Origin of the sequence: Roseovarius sp. THAF8 (genome assembly GCF_009363735.1) — a bacterium.
Classification (GTDB): Bacteria; Pseudomonadota; Alphaproteobacteria; order Rhodobacterales; family Rhodobacteraceae; genus Roseovarius.
The window spans coordinates 3238686-3253727 of record NZ_CP045410.1 but is presented as its reverse complement, the minus strand read 5'-3'; the positions used below and the strand labels follow the sequence as shown (position 1 = coordinate 3253727).

Annotated in this window: 17 protein-coding genes; 10 read left to right on the top strand and 7 right to left on the bottom strand. The window is 66.0% G+C overall.

Features of this window, described 5'->3' with window-relative positions; all coding sequences use genetic code 11:
* Nucleotides 1–147: 147 nt before the first annotated feature.
* A complete protein-coding gene (locus FIU85_RS15930) occupies nt 148–771 on the bottom strand; it encodes a helix-turn-helix domain-containing protein (RefSeq protein ID WP_152493499.1) in 624 nt (207 codons plus the stop codon).
* 67 nt (nt 772–838) lie between these two features.
* Between FIU85_RS15930 and FIU85_RS15925 the strand changes: the two genes are divergently transcribed.
* From FIU85_RS15925 to FIU85_RS15900, 6 genes are all read left to right on the top strand, one after another.
* The gene (locus tag FIU85_RS15925) at nt 839–2365 is read left to right on the top strand and encodes a class I adenylate-forming enzyme family protein (protein WP_152498283.1); all 1527 of its coding nucleotides are present in this window, start codon (nt 839–841) and stop codon (nt 2363–2365) included.
* The gene (locus FIU85_RS15920) at nt 2352–3008 is read left to right on the top strand and encodes a DsbA family oxidoreductase (protein ID WP_152497582.1); all 657 of its coding nucleotides are present in this window, start codon (nt 2352–2354) and stop codon (nt 3006–3008) included. The genes FIU85_RS15925 and FIU85_RS15920 overlap by 14 nt, the downstream gene beginning before the upstream one ends.
* A 104-nt stretch (nt 3009–3112) precedes the next feature.
* Nucleotides 3113–3481 (top strand): potassium channel family protein, encoded by a 369-nt coding sequence (locus FIU85_RS15915; RefSeq protein ID WP_152493501.1) that lies wholly within the window; start codon nt 3113–3115, stop codon nt 3479–3481.
* A 79-nt stretch (nt 3482–3560) separates the two neighbouring features.
* On the top strand, nt 3561–4799 hold the full coding sequence (locus tag FIU85_RS15910) for a multidrug effflux MFS transporter (protein ID WP_152493502.1): 1239 nt from the start codon (nt 3561–3563) through the stop codon (nt 4797–4799).
* 115 nt (nt 4800–4914) lie between these two features.
* Complete coding sequence (locus FIU85_RS15905) at nt 4915–7122, top strand: NADP-dependent isocitrate dehydrogenase (protein WP_152497581.1); 2208 nt, start codon at nt 4915–4917, stop codon at nt 7120–7122.
* A gap of 176 nt (nt 7123–7298) precedes the next feature.
* Nucleotides 7299–7913, top strand: a complete 615-nt coding sequence (locus FIU85_RS15900; protein WP_152494554.1) for a YitT family protein — start codon at nt 7299–7301, stop codon at nt 7911–7913.
* A 109-nt stretch (nt 7914–8022) separates the two neighbouring features.
* Here FIU85_RS15900 and FIU85_RS15895 read toward each other — a convergent pair whose 3' ends face one another.
* The gene (locus FIU85_RS15895; protein ID WP_152493504.1) at nt 8023–8229 is read right to left on the bottom strand and encodes a DUF6356 family protein; all 207 of its coding nucleotides are present in this window, start codon (nt 8227–8229) and stop codon (nt 8023–8025) included.
* 113 nt (nt 8230–8342) lie between these two features.
* Between FIU85_RS15895 and FIU85_RS15890 the strand changes: the two genes are divergently transcribed.
* The gene (locus FIU85_RS15890) at nt 8343–8801 is read left to right on the top strand and encodes an Lrp/AsnC family transcriptional regulator (protein WP_152497580.1); all 459 of its coding nucleotides are present in this window, start codon (nt 8343–8345) and stop codon (nt 8799–8801) included.
* A gap of 30 nt (nt 8802–8831) precedes the next feature.
* Here FIU85_RS15890 and FIU85_RS15885 read toward each other — a convergent pair whose 3' ends face one another.
* Together FIU85_RS15885 and mce are read right to left on the bottom strand one after the other, a co-directional pair.
* Nucleotides 8832–9110 (bottom strand): DUF1467 family protein, encoded by a 279-nt coding sequence (locus FIU85_RS15885; RefSeq protein ID WP_152493506.1) that lies wholly within the window; start codon nt 9108–9110, stop codon nt 8832–8834.
* Complete coding sequence (gene mce / locus FIU85_RS15880; protein WP_152493507.1) at nt 9110–9514, bottom strand: methylmalonyl-CoA epimerase; 405 nt, start codon at nt 9512–9514, stop codon at nt 9110–9112. The genes FIU85_RS15885 and mce overlap by 1 nt, the downstream gene beginning before the upstream one ends.
* A gap of 209 nt (nt 9515–9723) precedes the next feature.
* On the opposite strand from mce, the gene FIU85_RS15875 reads away from it, so the two are divergent.
* The gene (locus tag FIU85_RS15875; protein ID WP_152497579.1) at nt 9724–10440 is read left to right on the top strand and encodes a response regulator; all 717 of its coding nucleotides are present in this window, start codon (nt 9724–9726) and stop codon (nt 10438–10440) included.
* Nucleotides 10441–10496: 56 nt separating this feature from the next.
* Here FIU85_RS15875 and FIU85_RS15870 read toward each other — a convergent pair whose 3' ends face one another.
* Genes FIU85_RS15870 through FIU85_RS15860 form a run of 3 tightly spaced genes read right to left on the bottom strand, consistent with a single transcriptional unit; the run spans nt 10497 to nt 13895 of the window.
* Nucleotides 10497–11216 (bottom strand): GNAT family N-acetyltransferase, encoded by a 720-nt coding sequence (locus tag FIU85_RS15870; RefSeq protein ID WP_152498282.1) that lies wholly within the window; start codon nt 11214–11216, stop codon nt 10497–10499.
* 60 nt (nt 11217–11276) lie between these two features.
* Nucleotides 11277–12500 carry a DUF1501 domain-containing protein gene (locus FIU85_RS15865; protein ID WP_152497578.1) on the bottom strand — a complete coding sequence of 408 codons (1224 nt, stop codon included), beginning with the start codon at nt 12498–12500 and terminating at the stop codon, nt 11277–11279.
* 12 nt (nt 12501–12512) lie between these two features.
* Nucleotides 12513–13895 carry a DUF1800 family protein gene (locus FIU85_RS15860; RefSeq protein ID WP_152497577.1) on the bottom strand — a complete coding sequence of 461 codons (1383 nt, stop codon included), beginning with the start codon at nt 13893–13895 and terminating at the stop codon, nt 12513–12515.
* A gap of 175 nt (nt 13896–14070) precedes the next feature.
* On the opposite strand from FIU85_RS15860, the gene FIU85_RS15855 reads away from it, so the two are divergent.
* Both FIU85_RS15855 and FIU85_RS15850 read left to right on the top strand, forming a co-directional pair.
* Entirely contained in the window at nt 14071–14547 is a 477-nt protein-coding gene (locus tag FIU85_RS15855; RefSeq protein ID WP_152497576.1) for a hemerythrin domain-containing protein, read from the top strand.
* Nucleotides 14548–14558: 11 nt separating this feature from the next.
* Nucleotides 14559–14996, top strand: coding sequence for a VOC family protein (locus FIU85_RS15850; RefSeq protein ID WP_152497575.1), 438 nt, complete (start codon nt 14559–14561; stop codon nt 14994–14996).
* The last annotated feature ends 46 nt before the right edge of the window (nt 14997–15042 follow it).

Here is a 15042-nt window from a genome sequence, read left to right as displayed (position 1 = left end):
TGCCGAAATAGGGCAGCCCGCCCCAAGGAACAGGCCACGGGTCACTCGGTCACGGTGGAATGCGGCCGCCATGGCATCACAAAACCGCGAGGTGCCGCCTGCGTAGGGTGGGCGAAAGCCCACGCGCCGACCCTATGCACATCGGCATCACCCCAGCGATGTCACCCACAGGATCGTCGCATCCTCGTCGCTCACCGACACCACGTTATGGCCCATCGTGGCGTCGTAATAGGCGCTATCGCCCCGGCGCATCTCGATCGGCTCGTAGAACTCGGTGTAGAGCCGCACAACCCCGGTCAGGACATACATGAACTCCTCGCCGTCATGGCGCACCCAGCCGTCGAACTCCTCGACCGACCGGGCCCGGATGCGGGCGCGATAGGGCAGCATCCGCTTCTTCAGCAAAGCCTCGCCCAACAGCTCATGCTCATAGGTCGTGGTGGCCTGCGCCGTGCCCTGCCCGGCCCGCGTCACCGCCATCCGGCCGCTCACCTGTTCGCGCTGCGGCGGCGTGAACAGCTGCGGAATGGAAATCTCCAACCCCACCGCCAGCTTTTTCAAGGCATCGTAAGTGGGCGACATCACCCCGTTCTCGATCTTCGACAGGGTGGACCGCGCCAGCCCCGCCTGCCGGGCCGCCTGTTCCAGCGTCCAGCCCCGCGACTTGCGCAAATCGCGCACCCGTTCGGCAAGGTTCAGCGGCTGGGCCGCTTCCTCTTCCCCGCTTTCGCGGGCCAGCCTGATCAAGCTCACGGGCGATCTGTCTTCCATGTCCTACGCTATACGCAGCGCCGCCATGGCTTGCAACTTCGCCGTGGCGGTCCTAATCCTCCGCTCCATGCGCTCCCAGACCGACACCACCGCGTTTCCGCCCTGCCCCGCGCCGTTCAACCTCGCGGCCCATGTGCTGCGCCGCGCGGACGACCTGCCGGACAAGGTGGCCCTGGCCATCCTCGGGCTCTCGGGGTCGGAACGCTACAGCTTCGCGCGCCTGAAATCCGCCGTCCTCGGCACCGGCGCGGGCCTGCTGGAGCACGGCCTTCAACCCGGCGACCGTGTGCTCATGCGCCTCGGCAACACCGTCGACTTCCCCATCGCCTATCTCGGCGCCATCGCCGTGGGCCTCGTGCCGATCCCCACCTCCTCGCAACTGACCGAGCGCGAGGTCGCGGGCATCCTCAAGACCACGGAACCGAAAGCCATCCTGCGGGGCGACGCCATTCCCTGCCCCGACACGGATATCCCCGTCATCGGCACCGATGCCCTGCGCGCCATGCACGACACTGCCCCGGCCGCGTTCGACATGGGCGACCCCGACCGGCTGGCCTACATCATCTACACCTCCGGCACCTCCGGCACGCCGCGCGCGGTGATGCACGCCCACCGCGCCATCTGGGCGCGGCAGATGATGGTCGACGGCTGGTACGGCCTCACCGAACAGGACCGCCTGATGCACGCAGGCGCCTTCAACTGGACCTACACGCTCGGCACCGGCCTGATGGATCCATGGACGGCAGGCGCCACCGCCCTCATCCCCGCCACCTCCGTCACGCCCGACCAGCTGCCCCTGTTGATGAAGCGCCACGACGCCACCATCTTCGCCGCCGCCCCCGGCGTCTTCCGCAAATTCGTCACGCCCGGCAAGACGCTCGACCTGCCGAAACTCCGCCACGGCCTGACAGCGGGCGAAAAGCTCTCGGCCACCATTGACGCCCACTGGCGCGAGGCGACCGGCACGCCGCTTTTCGAAGCCTACGGCATGTCCGAATGCTCCACCTTCATCTCGGGCTGCCCCGATCACCCCGCAGCGCCCGGCACGCTGGGCCGCCCGCAACCGGGCCGCAAGGTGGCGCTGATCGGCGCGGACGGCCCCGTGCCCGTGGGCGAGGAAGGCACCATCGCCATCCACCGCTCCGACCCCGGCCTGATGCTGGGCTACCTGAACGAGCCCGAGGAAACCGCCGACCGCTTCCAGGGCGACTGGTTCCTCACCGGCGACCAGGGCGTCATGTCTCCCGACGGCGATATCACCTACTTGGGTCGCTCCGACGACATGATGAACGCCGGCGGCTTCCGCGTGTCGCCGATGGAGGTCGAGGCGGTCCTGAACGCCCATCCCGACATCACCCAATCCGCCGTGACCGAGATCGAGGTCAAGCAGGACGCCCGCCTCATCATGGCCTTCTACACCGCCCCCGCCCCGGTTGCCGAGGACGCGCTCAAGGCCTATGTCAACGACAACCTGGCTGCCTACAAACGCCCCCGTGCGTTCTTTCACCTCGACGCGCTGCCCACGGGCGCCAACGGAAAACTCCTGCGCCGCGCCCTGCGGCCGATCTACAAGGACCTGCATGGTCAAGCTTGATATCGTCTCCGACCCGATCTGCCCGTGGTGCTATATCGGCAAGGCCTGCCTCGACAAGGCGCTGGCCGAACGCCCCGGCCACCCGTTCGAGATCGAATGGCACCCGTTCCAGCTGAACCCCGACATGCCGCCTGAGGGCATGGACCGGCGAGAGTACCTGGAACGTAAATTCGGCGGCAAGGAGGGTGCCGTCCAGGCCTACGCCCCCATTGCCGAACGGGCCGAGGCCGAAGGGCTGACGATCAATTTCGACAAGATCACCCGCACGCCCAATACCATGGACGCCCACCGCCTGATCCACTGGGCGGGCATCGAGGGCCGCCAGATGGCAGTCGCCATGTCGCTCTTCCGCGCCTATTTCGAGGACGGGCGCGATATCAGCGACCACGAGGTTCTGGGCGATATCGCCGACAGCGCCGAGATGGACGCCGCCGTGGTGCAGAAACTGCTGGCCTCCGACGCCGATATCGAGGGCATCGCGGGCCGCGACAAGGCCTTCCGCGAAATGGGCATAACCGGCGTGCCCTGCTTCATAGTCGCGGGCAAGCACGCCGTGCCGGGCTGTCAGCCTCCCGACCTCTGGATCAAGGTCATCGACGAGATCGTCGAGAATCTTGAAAGCGGCGAAGACACCGCCATCTGAGCACACCCCGCCTGTGGCATGACGCCCGGCACCCGCCTGCCCCCTTGCCATCGACGCCGCATCCCTGTTCCTTTGGGACCGGCGACACCGACACGAGGGCTGAAATGCGCGGATTGCGACTTCTCCTGCTTCTCTCGACCCTGCCCGCCATCATCCTCGGCGGCACCGTCTTTTTCCATCTGGTCGAAGGCTGGAGCTGGCTCGACAGCTATTTCTTCACCGTCATCACCCTGTCCACGGTCGGCTACGGCAGCCTGGTTCCGGCCACGGCGGCGGGCAAGATCGGCACGACGATCTTCATTTTCGTGGGCCTGGGCGTCTTCGCCATCGCAGTGCAACAGATTGGCGCCTTCGCCATGCGCAAGCGCGAGGAACACACCGAATGGCTGGTGGGCAAGCTGCATCACGGCCCGCCCCGGCCCTCGGACGAAGAAGGCGCGCAAGCCAATATCGACCGCCGGCCCGGCGACTGAGGCACCTGTGCGAAAACGGCGGGACTTCTGTGCAAATCCCGCTCTGGCGCACATCCCGGCGCCGTGATAGCGCCCGTGCATGACCGCCCCCACCGACCATCCCGCCACTGCCACCACGCCCGTCATGGGGCGGGCCGAATTCGTGGCGATGATGGCGATGCTGGTGGCCACGGTCGCCTACACCATCGACGCGATGCTGCCCGCCCTGCCCGCCATCGGGACCGAGCTGTCGCCCGACGCGCCCAACCAGGCGCAGCTGGTGATCGGCAGCTTCGTGCTGGGCCTGGGCGTCGGCACCTTCTTCGTCGGCGCGCTGTCGGATGCCTATGGCCGCAAACGGGTCATTATCTGGGGCGCGGGCGTCTATTGCGCGGGTGCCGTTCTGGCGCTTCTGGCACCCACACTGGAAACCCTGTTGGCCGCCCGCGTGCTTCAGGGGCTGGGCGCCGCCGCGGCGCGGGTCGTGGCCATGGCCATCATCCGCGACCTCTACAAGGGCCGCGAAATGGCCCGGCTGATGAGCTTCATCATGCTGGTCTTCACCCTCGTCCCGGCCATCGCCCCCATGGCCGGGGCCGGCATCATCGCGCTCTACGAATGGCGCGGCATCTTCGTCTCTTTCCTCGTCTTTTCCGGCATCAGCGTGCTCTGGATGGCCACCCGCCTGGCCGAGCCGCTGCCCCACGACCGCCGCGTCGCCTTCCGCCCGCAAAAGCTGCTGGGCGCCGCCGCCGAGGTCTTCCGCTATCCCATGGTGCGTCTCTCGATGGCGGTGCAGACGCTCTGTTTCGCCATGCTCTTTTCATCCATCAGCTCCATTCAGCAGATCATGGATGTGACGTATGGCCGGGCCGAGGAGTTTCCCTTCTGGTTCGCCGCCATTGCCGCCGTCGCGGCACTGGGCAGCGTGGTGAACGCCGCGCTGGTGATGCGTCTGGGAATGCGCCGCCTGATCCAGATGGCCCTGATGATCGAGGCCGGGCTGACCCTCGTCGTGCTCGCCGCCTTCCTCGCAGGGTTCGGCAGCTTCCCGCTCTACTTCGTCTGGCAGGTCACGGTATTCTTCCAGATCGGCCTGACGCTAGGCAATCTCAACGCCCTGGCGCTCGAACCCCTGGGCCACATCGCCGGCATGGCCGCGTCGATCACGGCGGGCCTGGCCACGGTGGGCTCCATCCTGCTGGCCGTCCCGGTGGGCCTTGCCTTCAACGGCACGCCTTTGCCCCTCTTGATCGGCGTCGCGATCTTCGCCAGCCTCGCCCTCCTGCTGACGCAGTTCATGCGCAAGCTCGACCGAGAGCAGAGCCCGCCGCACTGAGCGCCCGGAATTTAATCGGTATACTGTCGCATACCGTCTGGTCAAAACCGCAATCATGGTCTATGACGCGCGCAAGACTCACGCTTTGTCATGTCCTGATCGAAAGGTATTTCCGATGGCCGACACCTCCAACCCCGATATCGTCTACACCAAGGTCGACGAGGCCCCCGAACTGGCCAGCGCGTCCCTCCTGCCCATCATTCAAAGCTTCGCCACCGCCGCCGACATCACCGTGGGCACCCGTGACATCTCGCTGGCAGGCCGCATCCTCGCCACCTTCCCCGATCACCTGACCGACGAGCAGCGCGTCTCCGACGACCTCGCCGCCCTGGGCGAACTGGTCAAGCAACCCGGCGCCAACGTCATCAAGCTGCCCAACATCTCGGCCTCCGTGCCGCAACTCGTCGCCGCCGTGCGCGAACTTCAGGGTCAGGGCTACGATATCCCCGACTATCCCGAGACACCCGAAACCGACGCAGAAAAAGAGGTCCGCGCCCGCTACGACGCGATCAAGGGCTCGGCCGTGAACCCCGTTCTGCGCGAAGGCAACTCCGACCGCCGCGCCGCCGCGCCGGTCAAGAAATACGCCCAGAACAACCCCCACCGCATGGGCGAATGGTCCTCCGACAGCAAGACGCGCGTCGCCTCGATGGAGTCGGGCGACTTCTTCTCGAACGAGACATCCGCCACGCTCGACGGCGCCGCAACCGCCAAGATCGTGCTGGAAGGCGCCAACGGCGAAACCGTCCTCAAGGACGGTGTCAGCTATCCCGCCGGCACCGTGGTCGACGCCACCTACATGAGCGCCGCCGCGCTAGATGCCTTCCTCGCCGAGGAAATCAAGAAGACCAAGGACGAGGGTGTCCTCTTCTCGATCCACCTGAAGGCCACCATGATGAAGGTCTCCGACCCCATCATCTTCGGCCACGCGGTCAAGGAATGGCTGAAGCCGGTATTCGAGAAATACGGCGACCGGATGAAGGAGCTGGGCGTGAACCCCGCCTCCGGCATGGGCGACCTGCTGGAGCGCGTCAAGGACGACGCCGAAATCATGGCCGCCATCGAGGATTGCCGCGCGGCGCGCCCGCCGATGTACATGGTCGACAGCGACCGCGGCATCACCAACCTGCACGTGCCCTCGGACGTCATCATCGACGCCTCCATGCCCGCGCTCATCCGCTCGGGCGGCAAGGGCTGGGGCCCGGACAACAAGGAACACGATGCGGTCTGCGTCATCCCCGACAGCTCCTACGCGCCGGTCTATGACGAGAGCATCAAGTTCTTCAAGGAAAACGGAAAACTCGACCCGGCCACCGCCGGCACGGTGCAGAACCTCGGGCTAATGGCGCAAAAGGCCGAGGAATACGGCTCCCACCCGACCACCTTCGAAATCCCCGAGGACGGCACCGTCAAGATGATCCTCGAAGACGGCACCGTGCTGCATTCGCATGACGTGAAGAAAGGCGACATCTGGCGCTCCGCCTCTGCCCGCAAGGCGCCCATCGAGGACTGGGTCAACCTCGCCATCGAACGGCAAAAGGCCACCGGCTACCGCGCGATCTTCTGGCTCGATGAAACCCGCGCCCACGACGCCGAACTGATTTCCTTCGTGAAGCCCATCCTCGAATCCAATGGCGTCGCCGACAAGTTCGAGATCATGGCCCCGCGCGAGGCCACCCGCGCCAGCTTGGAAACCATCACCAAGGGCGAGAACACCATCGCCATCACCGGCAACGTCCTGCGCGACTACCTCACCGACCTCTTCCCGATCCTAGAACTGGCCACCTCGGCCAAGATGCTGTCGATCGTGAAGCTGATGAATGGCGGCGGCCTGTTCGAGACCGGCGCGGGCGGCTCCGCACCCAAGCACGTGCAACAGTTGCAGTCGGAAAACCATCTGCGCTGGGACAGCCTAGGCGAGTTCTGCGCCCTGGGTGAAAGCTTCAAGTTCCTGGGCGAGACCAAGGACAACGCCCGCGCACGCATCCTGGGCGAGACCATCGAGGAAGCCACCCAGGGCATCCTCGACCACAACCGCTCGCCCTCGCGCAAGGTCGGCGAGCCCGACAACCGCGACAGCCACTACTGGTTCGCCCGCTACTGGGCCGAGGCGCTGGCCGCCCAATCCGACGACCCCAAGCTGGCCGAGGAATTCGCGCCCATGGCCAAGGCGCTCGCCGAGAACGAAGACCAGATCGTGTCGGAACTCGCCGCGGCCCAGGGCAGCCCGGCGGATACCGGCGGCTACTACCACCCCGACGAAGGCCGTCTTGCCGCCGTGATGCGCCCCAGCCCGACGCTGAACGGCATCATCGGCAAGTAACCGGCACCACAGCAGAAAATCCAGGCCGCCCCGGCGCCACACCGGGGCGGCTTTTTCATGTAAGACCTGTTCATTCTTTGAACGATACGCCACTAAATCGGGCAGCGGATCGTCCAAGAGGGGCATGACGACGGGCTGAAATGGAAGTGACGGGGTGCCTGCCCTATCTCACCCGGATGGACAGCACCGACCCGCCCACAGTACCCCATTCCCCGATCGAAGACGCCCAGGGCATCGCCCTCGGCGTGTTGCTCTGCGGGGTGGGCATCCACATTCTGACCACCGTGGGCCTCATCACCGGCCAGACCGCCGGTGTGGCCGTGATCCTCAGCTACCTCTCGGGCTGGTCCTTCGGTGTGGTGTTCTTTCTCATCAACCTGCCCTTCTATGCGCTGGCCTATGGCAAGCTTGGGCTGGAATTCACCATAAAATCGCTCGTTTCCGTGGGGTTGTTGTCACTGGTGACGGATTTCCTGCCGCTCGGCTTCACAATCGAGCATCTGCACCCAGCACTCGGCGCCGTGATCTTCGGCGCGACGGTGGGCATGGGCCTTCTGGCGATGTTCCGACACAAAAGCTCGCTTGGTGGTCTCGGCGTCGTCGCCTTCTGGGTGCAGGAGAAAACCGGCTTTCGCGCGGGCTATGTGCAGTTGATGACCGACGCGGTGATCTTTACCGTCGCCGCCCTCCTCTTCCCGCTCAGCGTGGTGGGCTGGTCGCTTCTGGGCGCCTTGGTGCTCAACCTCGTGATCACCTTCAACCACAACCGCAAACGCTACATCGCGAACTGACACGCACGACACACGCCGGGATGTGATCCCGACCTACACGCGCGCACCCCGACGTTCCGCAGGGCGGGGTTTCACCCCGCCACACCCCACGGCCGGGATAAGAAATGGTCTACGACCCCCGCCCGTGCGTCTTGGCGTACATCTCCGCGATCATCCGGCTGGCCGTCTTCTCGAAGGCAAACGGCAACACGGCGTGGACCAGCGCGCAGAACCCTGCCGCAAATAGTTTAACACTGAACGATCCCGCGAACCGGGCATGTTCGACATAAGTTTCATCAACGCTCTGCGGATGGGAAAGGAAAAGACGGGCCAGCATAGGAAACTCCTGTTGATCGATGTATTCAATCTATCAGCATCACCCCGAGACGTTTTCTCAACCTGCAGCCAAATTCGCTATTATTCGTAAATTCTTCCCACTATCATCACATCATGTGGAAAATCGACAACCTCGACCGGAAAATACTGCACGAACTGCAACGCGACGCATCCCTCGGGCTGGAGGAGATCGGCACCCGCGTCGGCCTCTCGCGCAACGCCTGCTGGCGCCGCATCAAGACGATGGAGGAGGCCGGCATCATCCGCGCCCGCGTCACGCTTCTGGATGCCGCCAAGCTGAACCTCGGCCTCACCGTCTTCATCCAGGTCCGCGCCGCCAAGCATGACGCTCAATGGCTCGAAACCTTCGCCCGCGCCACCCGCGCCCTGCCGGAAATCCAGGGCGTCTACCGCATGACCGGCGATCTCGATTACCTGATCCGCGCCCGCGTGGCGGACATGGCCGACTACGACCGGCTCTACCAGACGCTCGTCGCCCGCGTGCCGATGCGCGACGTCTCCGCCAGCTTCGTGATGGAGGAAATCAAGGACACCACGGCCCTGCCGCTATGACCCTCTTGGCGCCAAGGGCGCCCGGACCCTCTAGTTCCGCGCCCCCGACATGGTGCCGAAGAAATCGATGTCCTCCACCGTGATCACCCCGCCCAGTATGACATAGGCCGCAATCGCCCAGAGCACGAACGCCACGCCGGTCACGATGATGAATTTCTTGCGCAGGTGATGCTTCTCGGGCGATCCCTTGTGCGTACCGTCCACGGTCGTGCCCGCCTCGCCCTGCGTCTGGATGCGGATCGGCAGGGCGATCAGGAAGGTCATGAACCAGATCACCAGAAACAGAACGATGCCCGACGCGATTCCCATCAGACCTGCTCCAGTTCCACAAGGCAGCCGTTGAAATCCTTGGGATGCAAAAACAGCACCGGCTTGCCATGCGCGCCGATCTTGGGCTCGCCGCTGCCCAGCACCCGCGCGCCGCTTTCCTTCAGGCGGTCGCGGGCGGCGAGGATGTCCTCGACCTCGTAACAGACGTGGTGAATACCGCCCGCCGGGTTCTTTTCCAGGAACCCGTTGATCGGGCTGTCTTCGCCCAGGGGATACAGCAGTTCGATCTTGGTGTTCGGCAGTTCGATGAAAATCACCGTCACGCCGTGATCAGGCTCGTCCTGCGGCGCGCCCACATTGGCGCCCAATGCGGTGCGATACTGGTCCGCCGCCGCCTCGAGGTCGGGTACGGCGATGGCCACGTGGTTCAGGCGTCCGATCATGGCGCACTCCCTTCGTCTGTCAGGTTCTGCGCATGTTATGGGCCTCTCGCGCCGCAGGGGCAAGCGACACGCCGACGCAACCCCGCGGCCCTCGCGCCCGTTTCGGCGAAATTTTTGCCGCATGCTTAACCCTTCGTTAGCCATGGCTGCTTAGCGTCGAGCCTGTTCGGGACCCATTCCCGCATGTGCCACTCACCAGGAGCAGCCCCATGGACGACACTGACAGCCTGACCCTGACCAAGACACCCACCGCGCAACGCCCGCTTCTCGGCCTGACGATTCTCGTGGTCGAGGACAGCCGCTATGCCTGCGAGGCTATGCGCCTGATGTGCCTGCGCAGCGGCGCGCGGATCCGGCGGGCCGATTGCCTGCGCTCGGCGCGACGCCACCTGTCGGTCTATCGCCCCTCGGTCGTGATCGTCGACCTTGGCCTGCCCGACGGCTCGGGCCTCGACCTGATCGCAGAGCTTTCGTCCGCCATCCCGCGGGTCAGCGGCCTGCTCGCCCTCAGCGGCAATACCGCGCTGCACCAGGCGGCGATCAATGCCGGGGCCGATGGTTTTCTCGGAAAACCGCTGGACAGCCTCGGCGCGTTTCAGCAGGCGGTCCTCGGTGCGCTGCCCGACAGCTTCGGCCCGACCGGACCGCGCGAGATACCGCAGGTCACCATCGCGCCCGACCCGATGGCCTATCGCGACGACATGACACGCGTCGCCGACCTGCTGGAAGAGCGCCGCGACGGCTCGATGCTGGACTACGTGGCGCAATTCCTCGACGGTGTCGCACGCTGCGCCGACGACACGGCCCTTGCCGAGGCCGCCAGCGATCTTGCGGCGGCCCGGGCGCGCGGGCGCGTGACGCCCGAGACCGTTCCGGCGCTCATCGAGATGGTCAAGGCACGGCTGACCCGCAGCTTCGCCATCTGAAGCGTTTCGCGTGCAGGCTGCACATCAGGTTTATCGCGAAACGCTTCAGGCCTGGCCTACACTTTCTGCGCCGGGTCCGACGCCCGGCGCACCAGGCGGGTCAGGTCGGCCAGCCGCTCCTTCTGGCGGCCTTCCGCATCGAAATTCTCCGGCGACAGCCAGAATTGGAAGGCTTCGTGCAGCGCCGGCCAATCCTTGTCGATCACCGCGAACCAGGCCGTGTCCCGGTTGCGCCCCTTCACGACGGTCGCCTGCACGAACACCCCTTCAAAGCTGAAACCGAACCGCTGCGCCGCCCGTCTTGAGGGCGCGTTCAGCGCGTCGCATTTCCATTCGTACCGGCGATAGCCCGCGTCGAACGCCCATTGCATCATCAGGAACATCGCCTCGGTCGCCGCCCGCGTCCGCTGCATCCGCGGCGCCATCGCGATGAACCCCACCTCGATCGACCCCGCTTCGGGCTTGACCCGCAGGTAGGAGGCAAAGCCGCCATAGGCGCCGGCATCCTTGTCGTAGATCGCATAGAAAAGGATCGTGTCCTTGGCCGTCTCGTCGCGTATCCACCGATGAAACTGCGCCGCCGAGGCGAACGGCCCCACGGGCATGTAATCCCACACCCAGTCATGCCCGTCGAACGCCTTGAACAGGATCGCCGCGTGCCGGTCGGCGTCCAGCGCCTCCAGCCGCACGTAACGTCCTTCCAGTGGCGTCATGTCCGGCGCGCGCGGCACCGTCCAATTCGGGATTTCGGGCCCAACCGGGCGCTTTTCGGTCATCGGCATATCGTCCTTCCTGCGGACACTATGCAGACCCGGACCGAAGAGAAAAGCGAAAGCTTACAAGGTCAGTTTCGGATCGCTCCCCAGCTTCAGTCCCGGAAAGATCGTGCGCTCGATCACGCTGCGGTCCATGCCGAAGAGGTCCCGCATCGCCCAGCCCGCGAACGCGCGCACGTCGCGCGTGGGCATCAGGTCGCGGCGCTGGTACAGGTCCGCCTCGGACAGCCCCGGCCAGTCGGCCAGAACGCGCCCGCCGCGCACCGCGCCCCCGGCCAGCAGCATCGCCCCCGCGGTGCCGTGATCGGTGCCGCCGCTGCCGTTCCAACGCGCGGTCCGCCCGAACTCGGTCAGCGCCAGCACCGCGGTCTTGTCCCAGACGTCGCCCAGTTCCTGCCGCAAGGTCAGAACCGCCTCCTGCAACGGGTCCAGCGCGCGCGGCAGCGTCCGGTCCTGCCTGGCATGCGTGTCGAACCCGTTGAGCGAAAAAGCGGCGATGCGGCTCTCCTGCCGCAACCGCTCGGCGGCAAAGCGCACGATGCTGCCGACGCGGTCGGCCTCCCGCGTCGGCTGCATGTTGTCCTGCATCGCATTCATCATCGCGCCGGCGTCCAGGTCCTCGCCGCCGGTCATCTCCATCACCTCGGCCCGCGACAGCGCGATCGCCTCGTCGATCGAGTCGCGAAAGAGCGGATCGTCATGCATCACCCGCTCCAGCAGGCGCTGCGCCTGCGGGCTCAGCGCCAGCGCCGCCTCGGGCGACCAGTTCGCCACGGGCGCATTGCCCGTCAACAACAGCATGTCCTCGCGGCCCACCGCATAGGCCGTCTCGCGGGTGATGCCGGGCATGGCCTGCAGCATCCGGTTCAACCACCCGTCCCGGGCGTGGCCCGCCGCATCCGGTCCGGTCCCGGCTTCCAGGATGTCCTGCCCGTCGAAATGGCTCCGCTTGTCGCGGTACGGGGTCGACACCGCATGGGCAAAGCCCAGTTCCCCTTTCTCCCAGAGCGGCATCAGGCCCGACAGCGCCGGGTGCAGGCCGAAAAACCCGTCCAGGTCGGGGCCCGCCTCCGGGATGCCATCGCGCAGCCCCGCAAAGCCGGGATCGCCCAGCGGGCGCACCGTATCCAGCCCGTCCATCGCGCCGCGAAGGATGATCACCACCAGCCGTGCATCCCACGGCCCGCTGGCCATCGTCACCGGCGTCACCAAGGGGCTGGCCGCCAGCGAACAGCCCAGCGCCAGGCTCCGGCTCATGAAGGCACGGCGTGAAGTGACTGTCATCGGCAGTTCTCCCTAGAATCTCTGGAACGCGGGCGAAGCAAGGATCAGCCCGATCCCCTCGGCCCGCGTCTCGGCGGCCCGGGCGGCAAAGCGGACCGCCTCCGGCACCTCCGGCCCCAGGGCCGTTTCGACGAACTCTCGCGGGTCCGGCAGCAGGCGCATCATCCGGAACGGCACGCTCATGCCCCATTGCAGCCGCGCCGCCATGCGCTGCGGCGTGATCCAGGCGGCATCCGCCTCGGGCCAGCCGTCCGGTCCGGGCGGCGCGCCCCAGGTCTGGCCCATCAACGTCATCGGGTTCATGATATGACGCATGATCGCACGGGGTTTGGCCGGAAGATGCCGGGGCGTGATATCCAGCGCCCGCAGGCCCGACGTGACGAAATCCATCGGCTGCTTCACGTTGCCCGCGCCCTCGGACCAGGCCGCGGGATGCTCCAGCATGGCCGCGTAGACCGGCATCAGCTGCCCGTCCTGCGCGCGGTACGCCTCGGCCATCGCCGCAATCATCCCGGCATCCGGCGTGTCGCCGCAGAAATGCACCGCCAGTTTCCGCGCCAGGTGCGTCGCGGTCGCCGGATGCGCCGCCAGGTCCTCCAGCGCGTCCATCACGCGATTCAGGCTGGGCTCCTCGCTGCCATAGTCCCGGCCCATGAATGCCAGCGGCCCCGGCTCGGCATATCTCGCACGAAAGACAAACCCCTTTTGCCGCTGATAGCCAAGCCCGGTCAACACCTGCGCAAGCTGTCGCACGTCGACCTGGCCATAGGGGCCATCCACGCCCAGCGTATGCAGTTCCAGCATTTCCCGCGCCAGGTTCTCGTTCAGGCCAAGCTCCCGGCCGCGCGTCGTCACGACGGCGCTGTTCGGACCCACCGATCGCGTCTGGTCGAGATAGAGCAGCATCAGCGGATGCGTCGCCGCCGCCTTCAGCATGTCCGCGAACCGCCCGGCCACATGCGGCCGGATCGCATCCTCGACATAGCCTGCCTGGCCAAATCGCGGCGGCCCGCCCTTGCCGCGCGCGGTAAAGTGATCGGCCCAGAATGCCACCAGGCGCTCGCGCAGGCCGTCTTCCGTGGTCACGCGGCGCAGTATGGTCTGGCGAAACCACCCCGCCGCCTCGGTGCGCAGACCACGGACCAGCGCCGCGCGTTCCCGGGCGGCAGCGTCGCGCGCCTCCTGCGTCTCGGCATCGCGGATGCGACGCCTGGCATCGACCACCGCCACGTGAACCTTCCGCACGGCCTCGAACCCCGGCGTGGGAAACGCCGCGGCAGCCTTGTCGGGCCCGGCCAGCAGCGCCAGCATGGCGTCCGGCGTCTTGGGCGCCGCGACCGAAGGTGACAGGCCGCATCCGAAACGAATGGCGGCGCGGGCCGGGTCGAAGGGCATGCGACTCCCTCTTAGATTGGAACGGTCGGTACGGCGGAATATGGGAGCGATCCCGCCAGATGTCACGCGGGCGGCGCGCCGCGACCCGAGGCGATCGGCGGTTTGCCACCCACCGGGTGGGAACCCGCCCGACACTGGCGCGTTGCCGTGTGACAGCCAACCGAAAGGCCCAGCCATGCCCAGCATATACGACGCCATCCGCGCCGACCACGACAACCACCGCGCCCTGATGAACCGGATCGAAGACACCACCGGCGACAGCGACGACCGCAAGTCCGCGTGGAAGGAGTTCTACGAGGATGTCAAATCGCATGCCGCGGCCGAGGAAGAGACCTTCTATTCCAAACTGATCTCCAAGACCTGGGGCCAGGACGCCGCCCGCCACTCGGTCCACGAACACCAGCAGCTTGACGACATCATGGAAGAGCTGAACGAGGGCGACATGGCCTCACCGGGCTGGCTCAACCGCTTCAAGACGCTGAAGCACGATTACGAGCACCACATGGACGAGGAAGAGGACGAGGTCTTCGCCCGCGCGCAGGAAGTCATCCCCGAAGACGAGATCGAAGGCTACGGCGAACGCTTCGAGAAACGCAAATCCAAGGAACGCGGCCTGATCGACGACAAGCGCGAAGACAGCCTGGAAGACTGAGGACACCCGCCATGCCGGACAAACCCCGCCTTGTCGGCGTCAACCACATCGTTCTCGAGGTCGGCGATCTCGACGCCGCGCTGGATTTCTGGCGCGCGATCTTCGATTTCGAGTTGCGTGGACAAGGCGACGGCCATGTTTTCCTCGACATGGGCGACCAGTTCATCGGCCTCTTTGAAGGCAAGACCCAGACCCGCGACGAACACCGTCACTTCGGCCTTGTGGTGGATGATAGGTCCCGCGTGCGCGACCTCGCCCGCGCCGCCGGGGCCGAGGTGATGGAGACCGACTTTCTCGACCTCCGCGACCCGTGGGGCAACCGCATCCAGGTGGTGGACTATGCCGACCTTCAGTTTTCCAAGACCGATGCGGTGCTGCGCGGCATGGGCCTCGACCTGAAGAAATCGCAAAGCGCCAAACAGGAACTGGAAGACAAGGGAATGGGGTGAAAATCGCCACCGGCCGCGCCTATCTGTCGCCGTCCCGGGCTTGACC

What these genes read in the sequence shown, in the direction of transcription:
- FIU85_RS15930 (WP_152493499.1), bottom strand. Translation starts at nt 771, where the DNA reads ATGGAAGACAGATCGCCCGTGAGCTTGATCAGGCTGGCCCGCGAAAGC.
- FIU85_RS15925 (WP_152498283.1), top strand. Translation starts at nt 839, where the DNA reads ATGCGCTCCCAGACCGACACCACCGCGTTTCCGCCCTGCCCCGCGCCG.
- FIU85_RS15920 (WP_152497582.1), top strand. Translation starts at nt 2,352, where the DNA reads ATGGTCAAGCTTGATATCGTCTCCGACCCGATCTGCCCGTGGTGCTAT.
- FIU85_RS15915 (WP_152493501.1), top strand. Translation starts at nt 3,113, where the DNA reads ATGCGCGGATTGCGACTTCTCCTGCTTCTCTCGACCCTGCCCGCCATC.
- FIU85_RS15910 (WP_152493502.1), top strand. Translation starts at nt 3,561, where the DNA reads ATGACCGCCCCCACCGACCATCCCGCCACTGCCACCACGCCCGTCATG.
- FIU85_RS15905 (WP_152497581.1), top strand. Translation starts at nt 4,915, where the DNA reads ATGGCCGACACCTCCAACCCCGATATCGTCTACACCAAGGTCGACGAG.
- FIU85_RS15900 (WP_152494554.1), top strand. Translation starts at nt 7,299, where the DNA reads ATGGACAGCACCGACCCGCCCACAGTACCCCATTCCCCGATCGAAGAC.
- FIU85_RS15895 (WP_152493504.1), bottom strand. Translation starts at nt 8,229, where the DNA reads ATGCTGGCCCGTCTTTTCCTTTCCCATCCGCAGAGCGTTGATGAAACT.
- FIU85_RS15890 (WP_152497580.1), top strand. Translation starts at nt 8,343, where the DNA reads ATGTGGAAAATCGACAACCTCGACCGGAAAATACTGCACGAACTGCAA.
- FIU85_RS15885 (WP_152493506.1), bottom strand. Translation starts at nt 9,110, where the DNA reads ATGGGAATCGCGTCGGGCATCGTTCTGTTTCTGGTGATCTGGTTCATG.
- mce (WP_152493507.1), bottom strand. Translation starts at nt 9,514, where the DNA reads ATGATCGGACGCCTGAACCACGTGGCCATCGCCGTACCCGACCTCGAG.
- FIU85_RS15875 (WP_152497579.1), top strand. Translation starts at nt 9,724, where the DNA reads ATGGACGACACTGACAGCCTGACCCTGACCAAGACACCCACCGCGCAA.
- FIU85_RS15870 (WP_152498282.1), bottom strand. Translation starts at nt 11,216, where the DNA reads ATGACCGAAAAGCGCCCGGTTGGGCCCGAAATCCCGAATTGGACGGTG.
- FIU85_RS15865 (WP_152497578.1), bottom strand. Translation starts at nt 12,500, where the DNA reads ATGACAGTCACTTCACGCCGTGCCTTCATGAGCCGGAGCCTGGCGCTG.
- FIU85_RS15860 (WP_152497577.1), bottom strand. Translation starts at nt 13,895, where the DNA reads ATGCCCTTCGACCCGGCCCGCGCCGCCATTCGTTTCGGATGCGGCCTG.
- FIU85_RS15855 (WP_152497576.1), top strand. Translation starts at nt 14,071, where the DNA reads ATGCCCAGCATATACGACGCCATCCGCGCCGACCACGACAACCACCGC.
- FIU85_RS15850 (WP_152497575.1), top strand. Translation starts at nt 14,559, where the DNA reads ATGCCGGACAAACCCCGCCTTGTCGGCGTCAACCACATCGTTCTCGAG.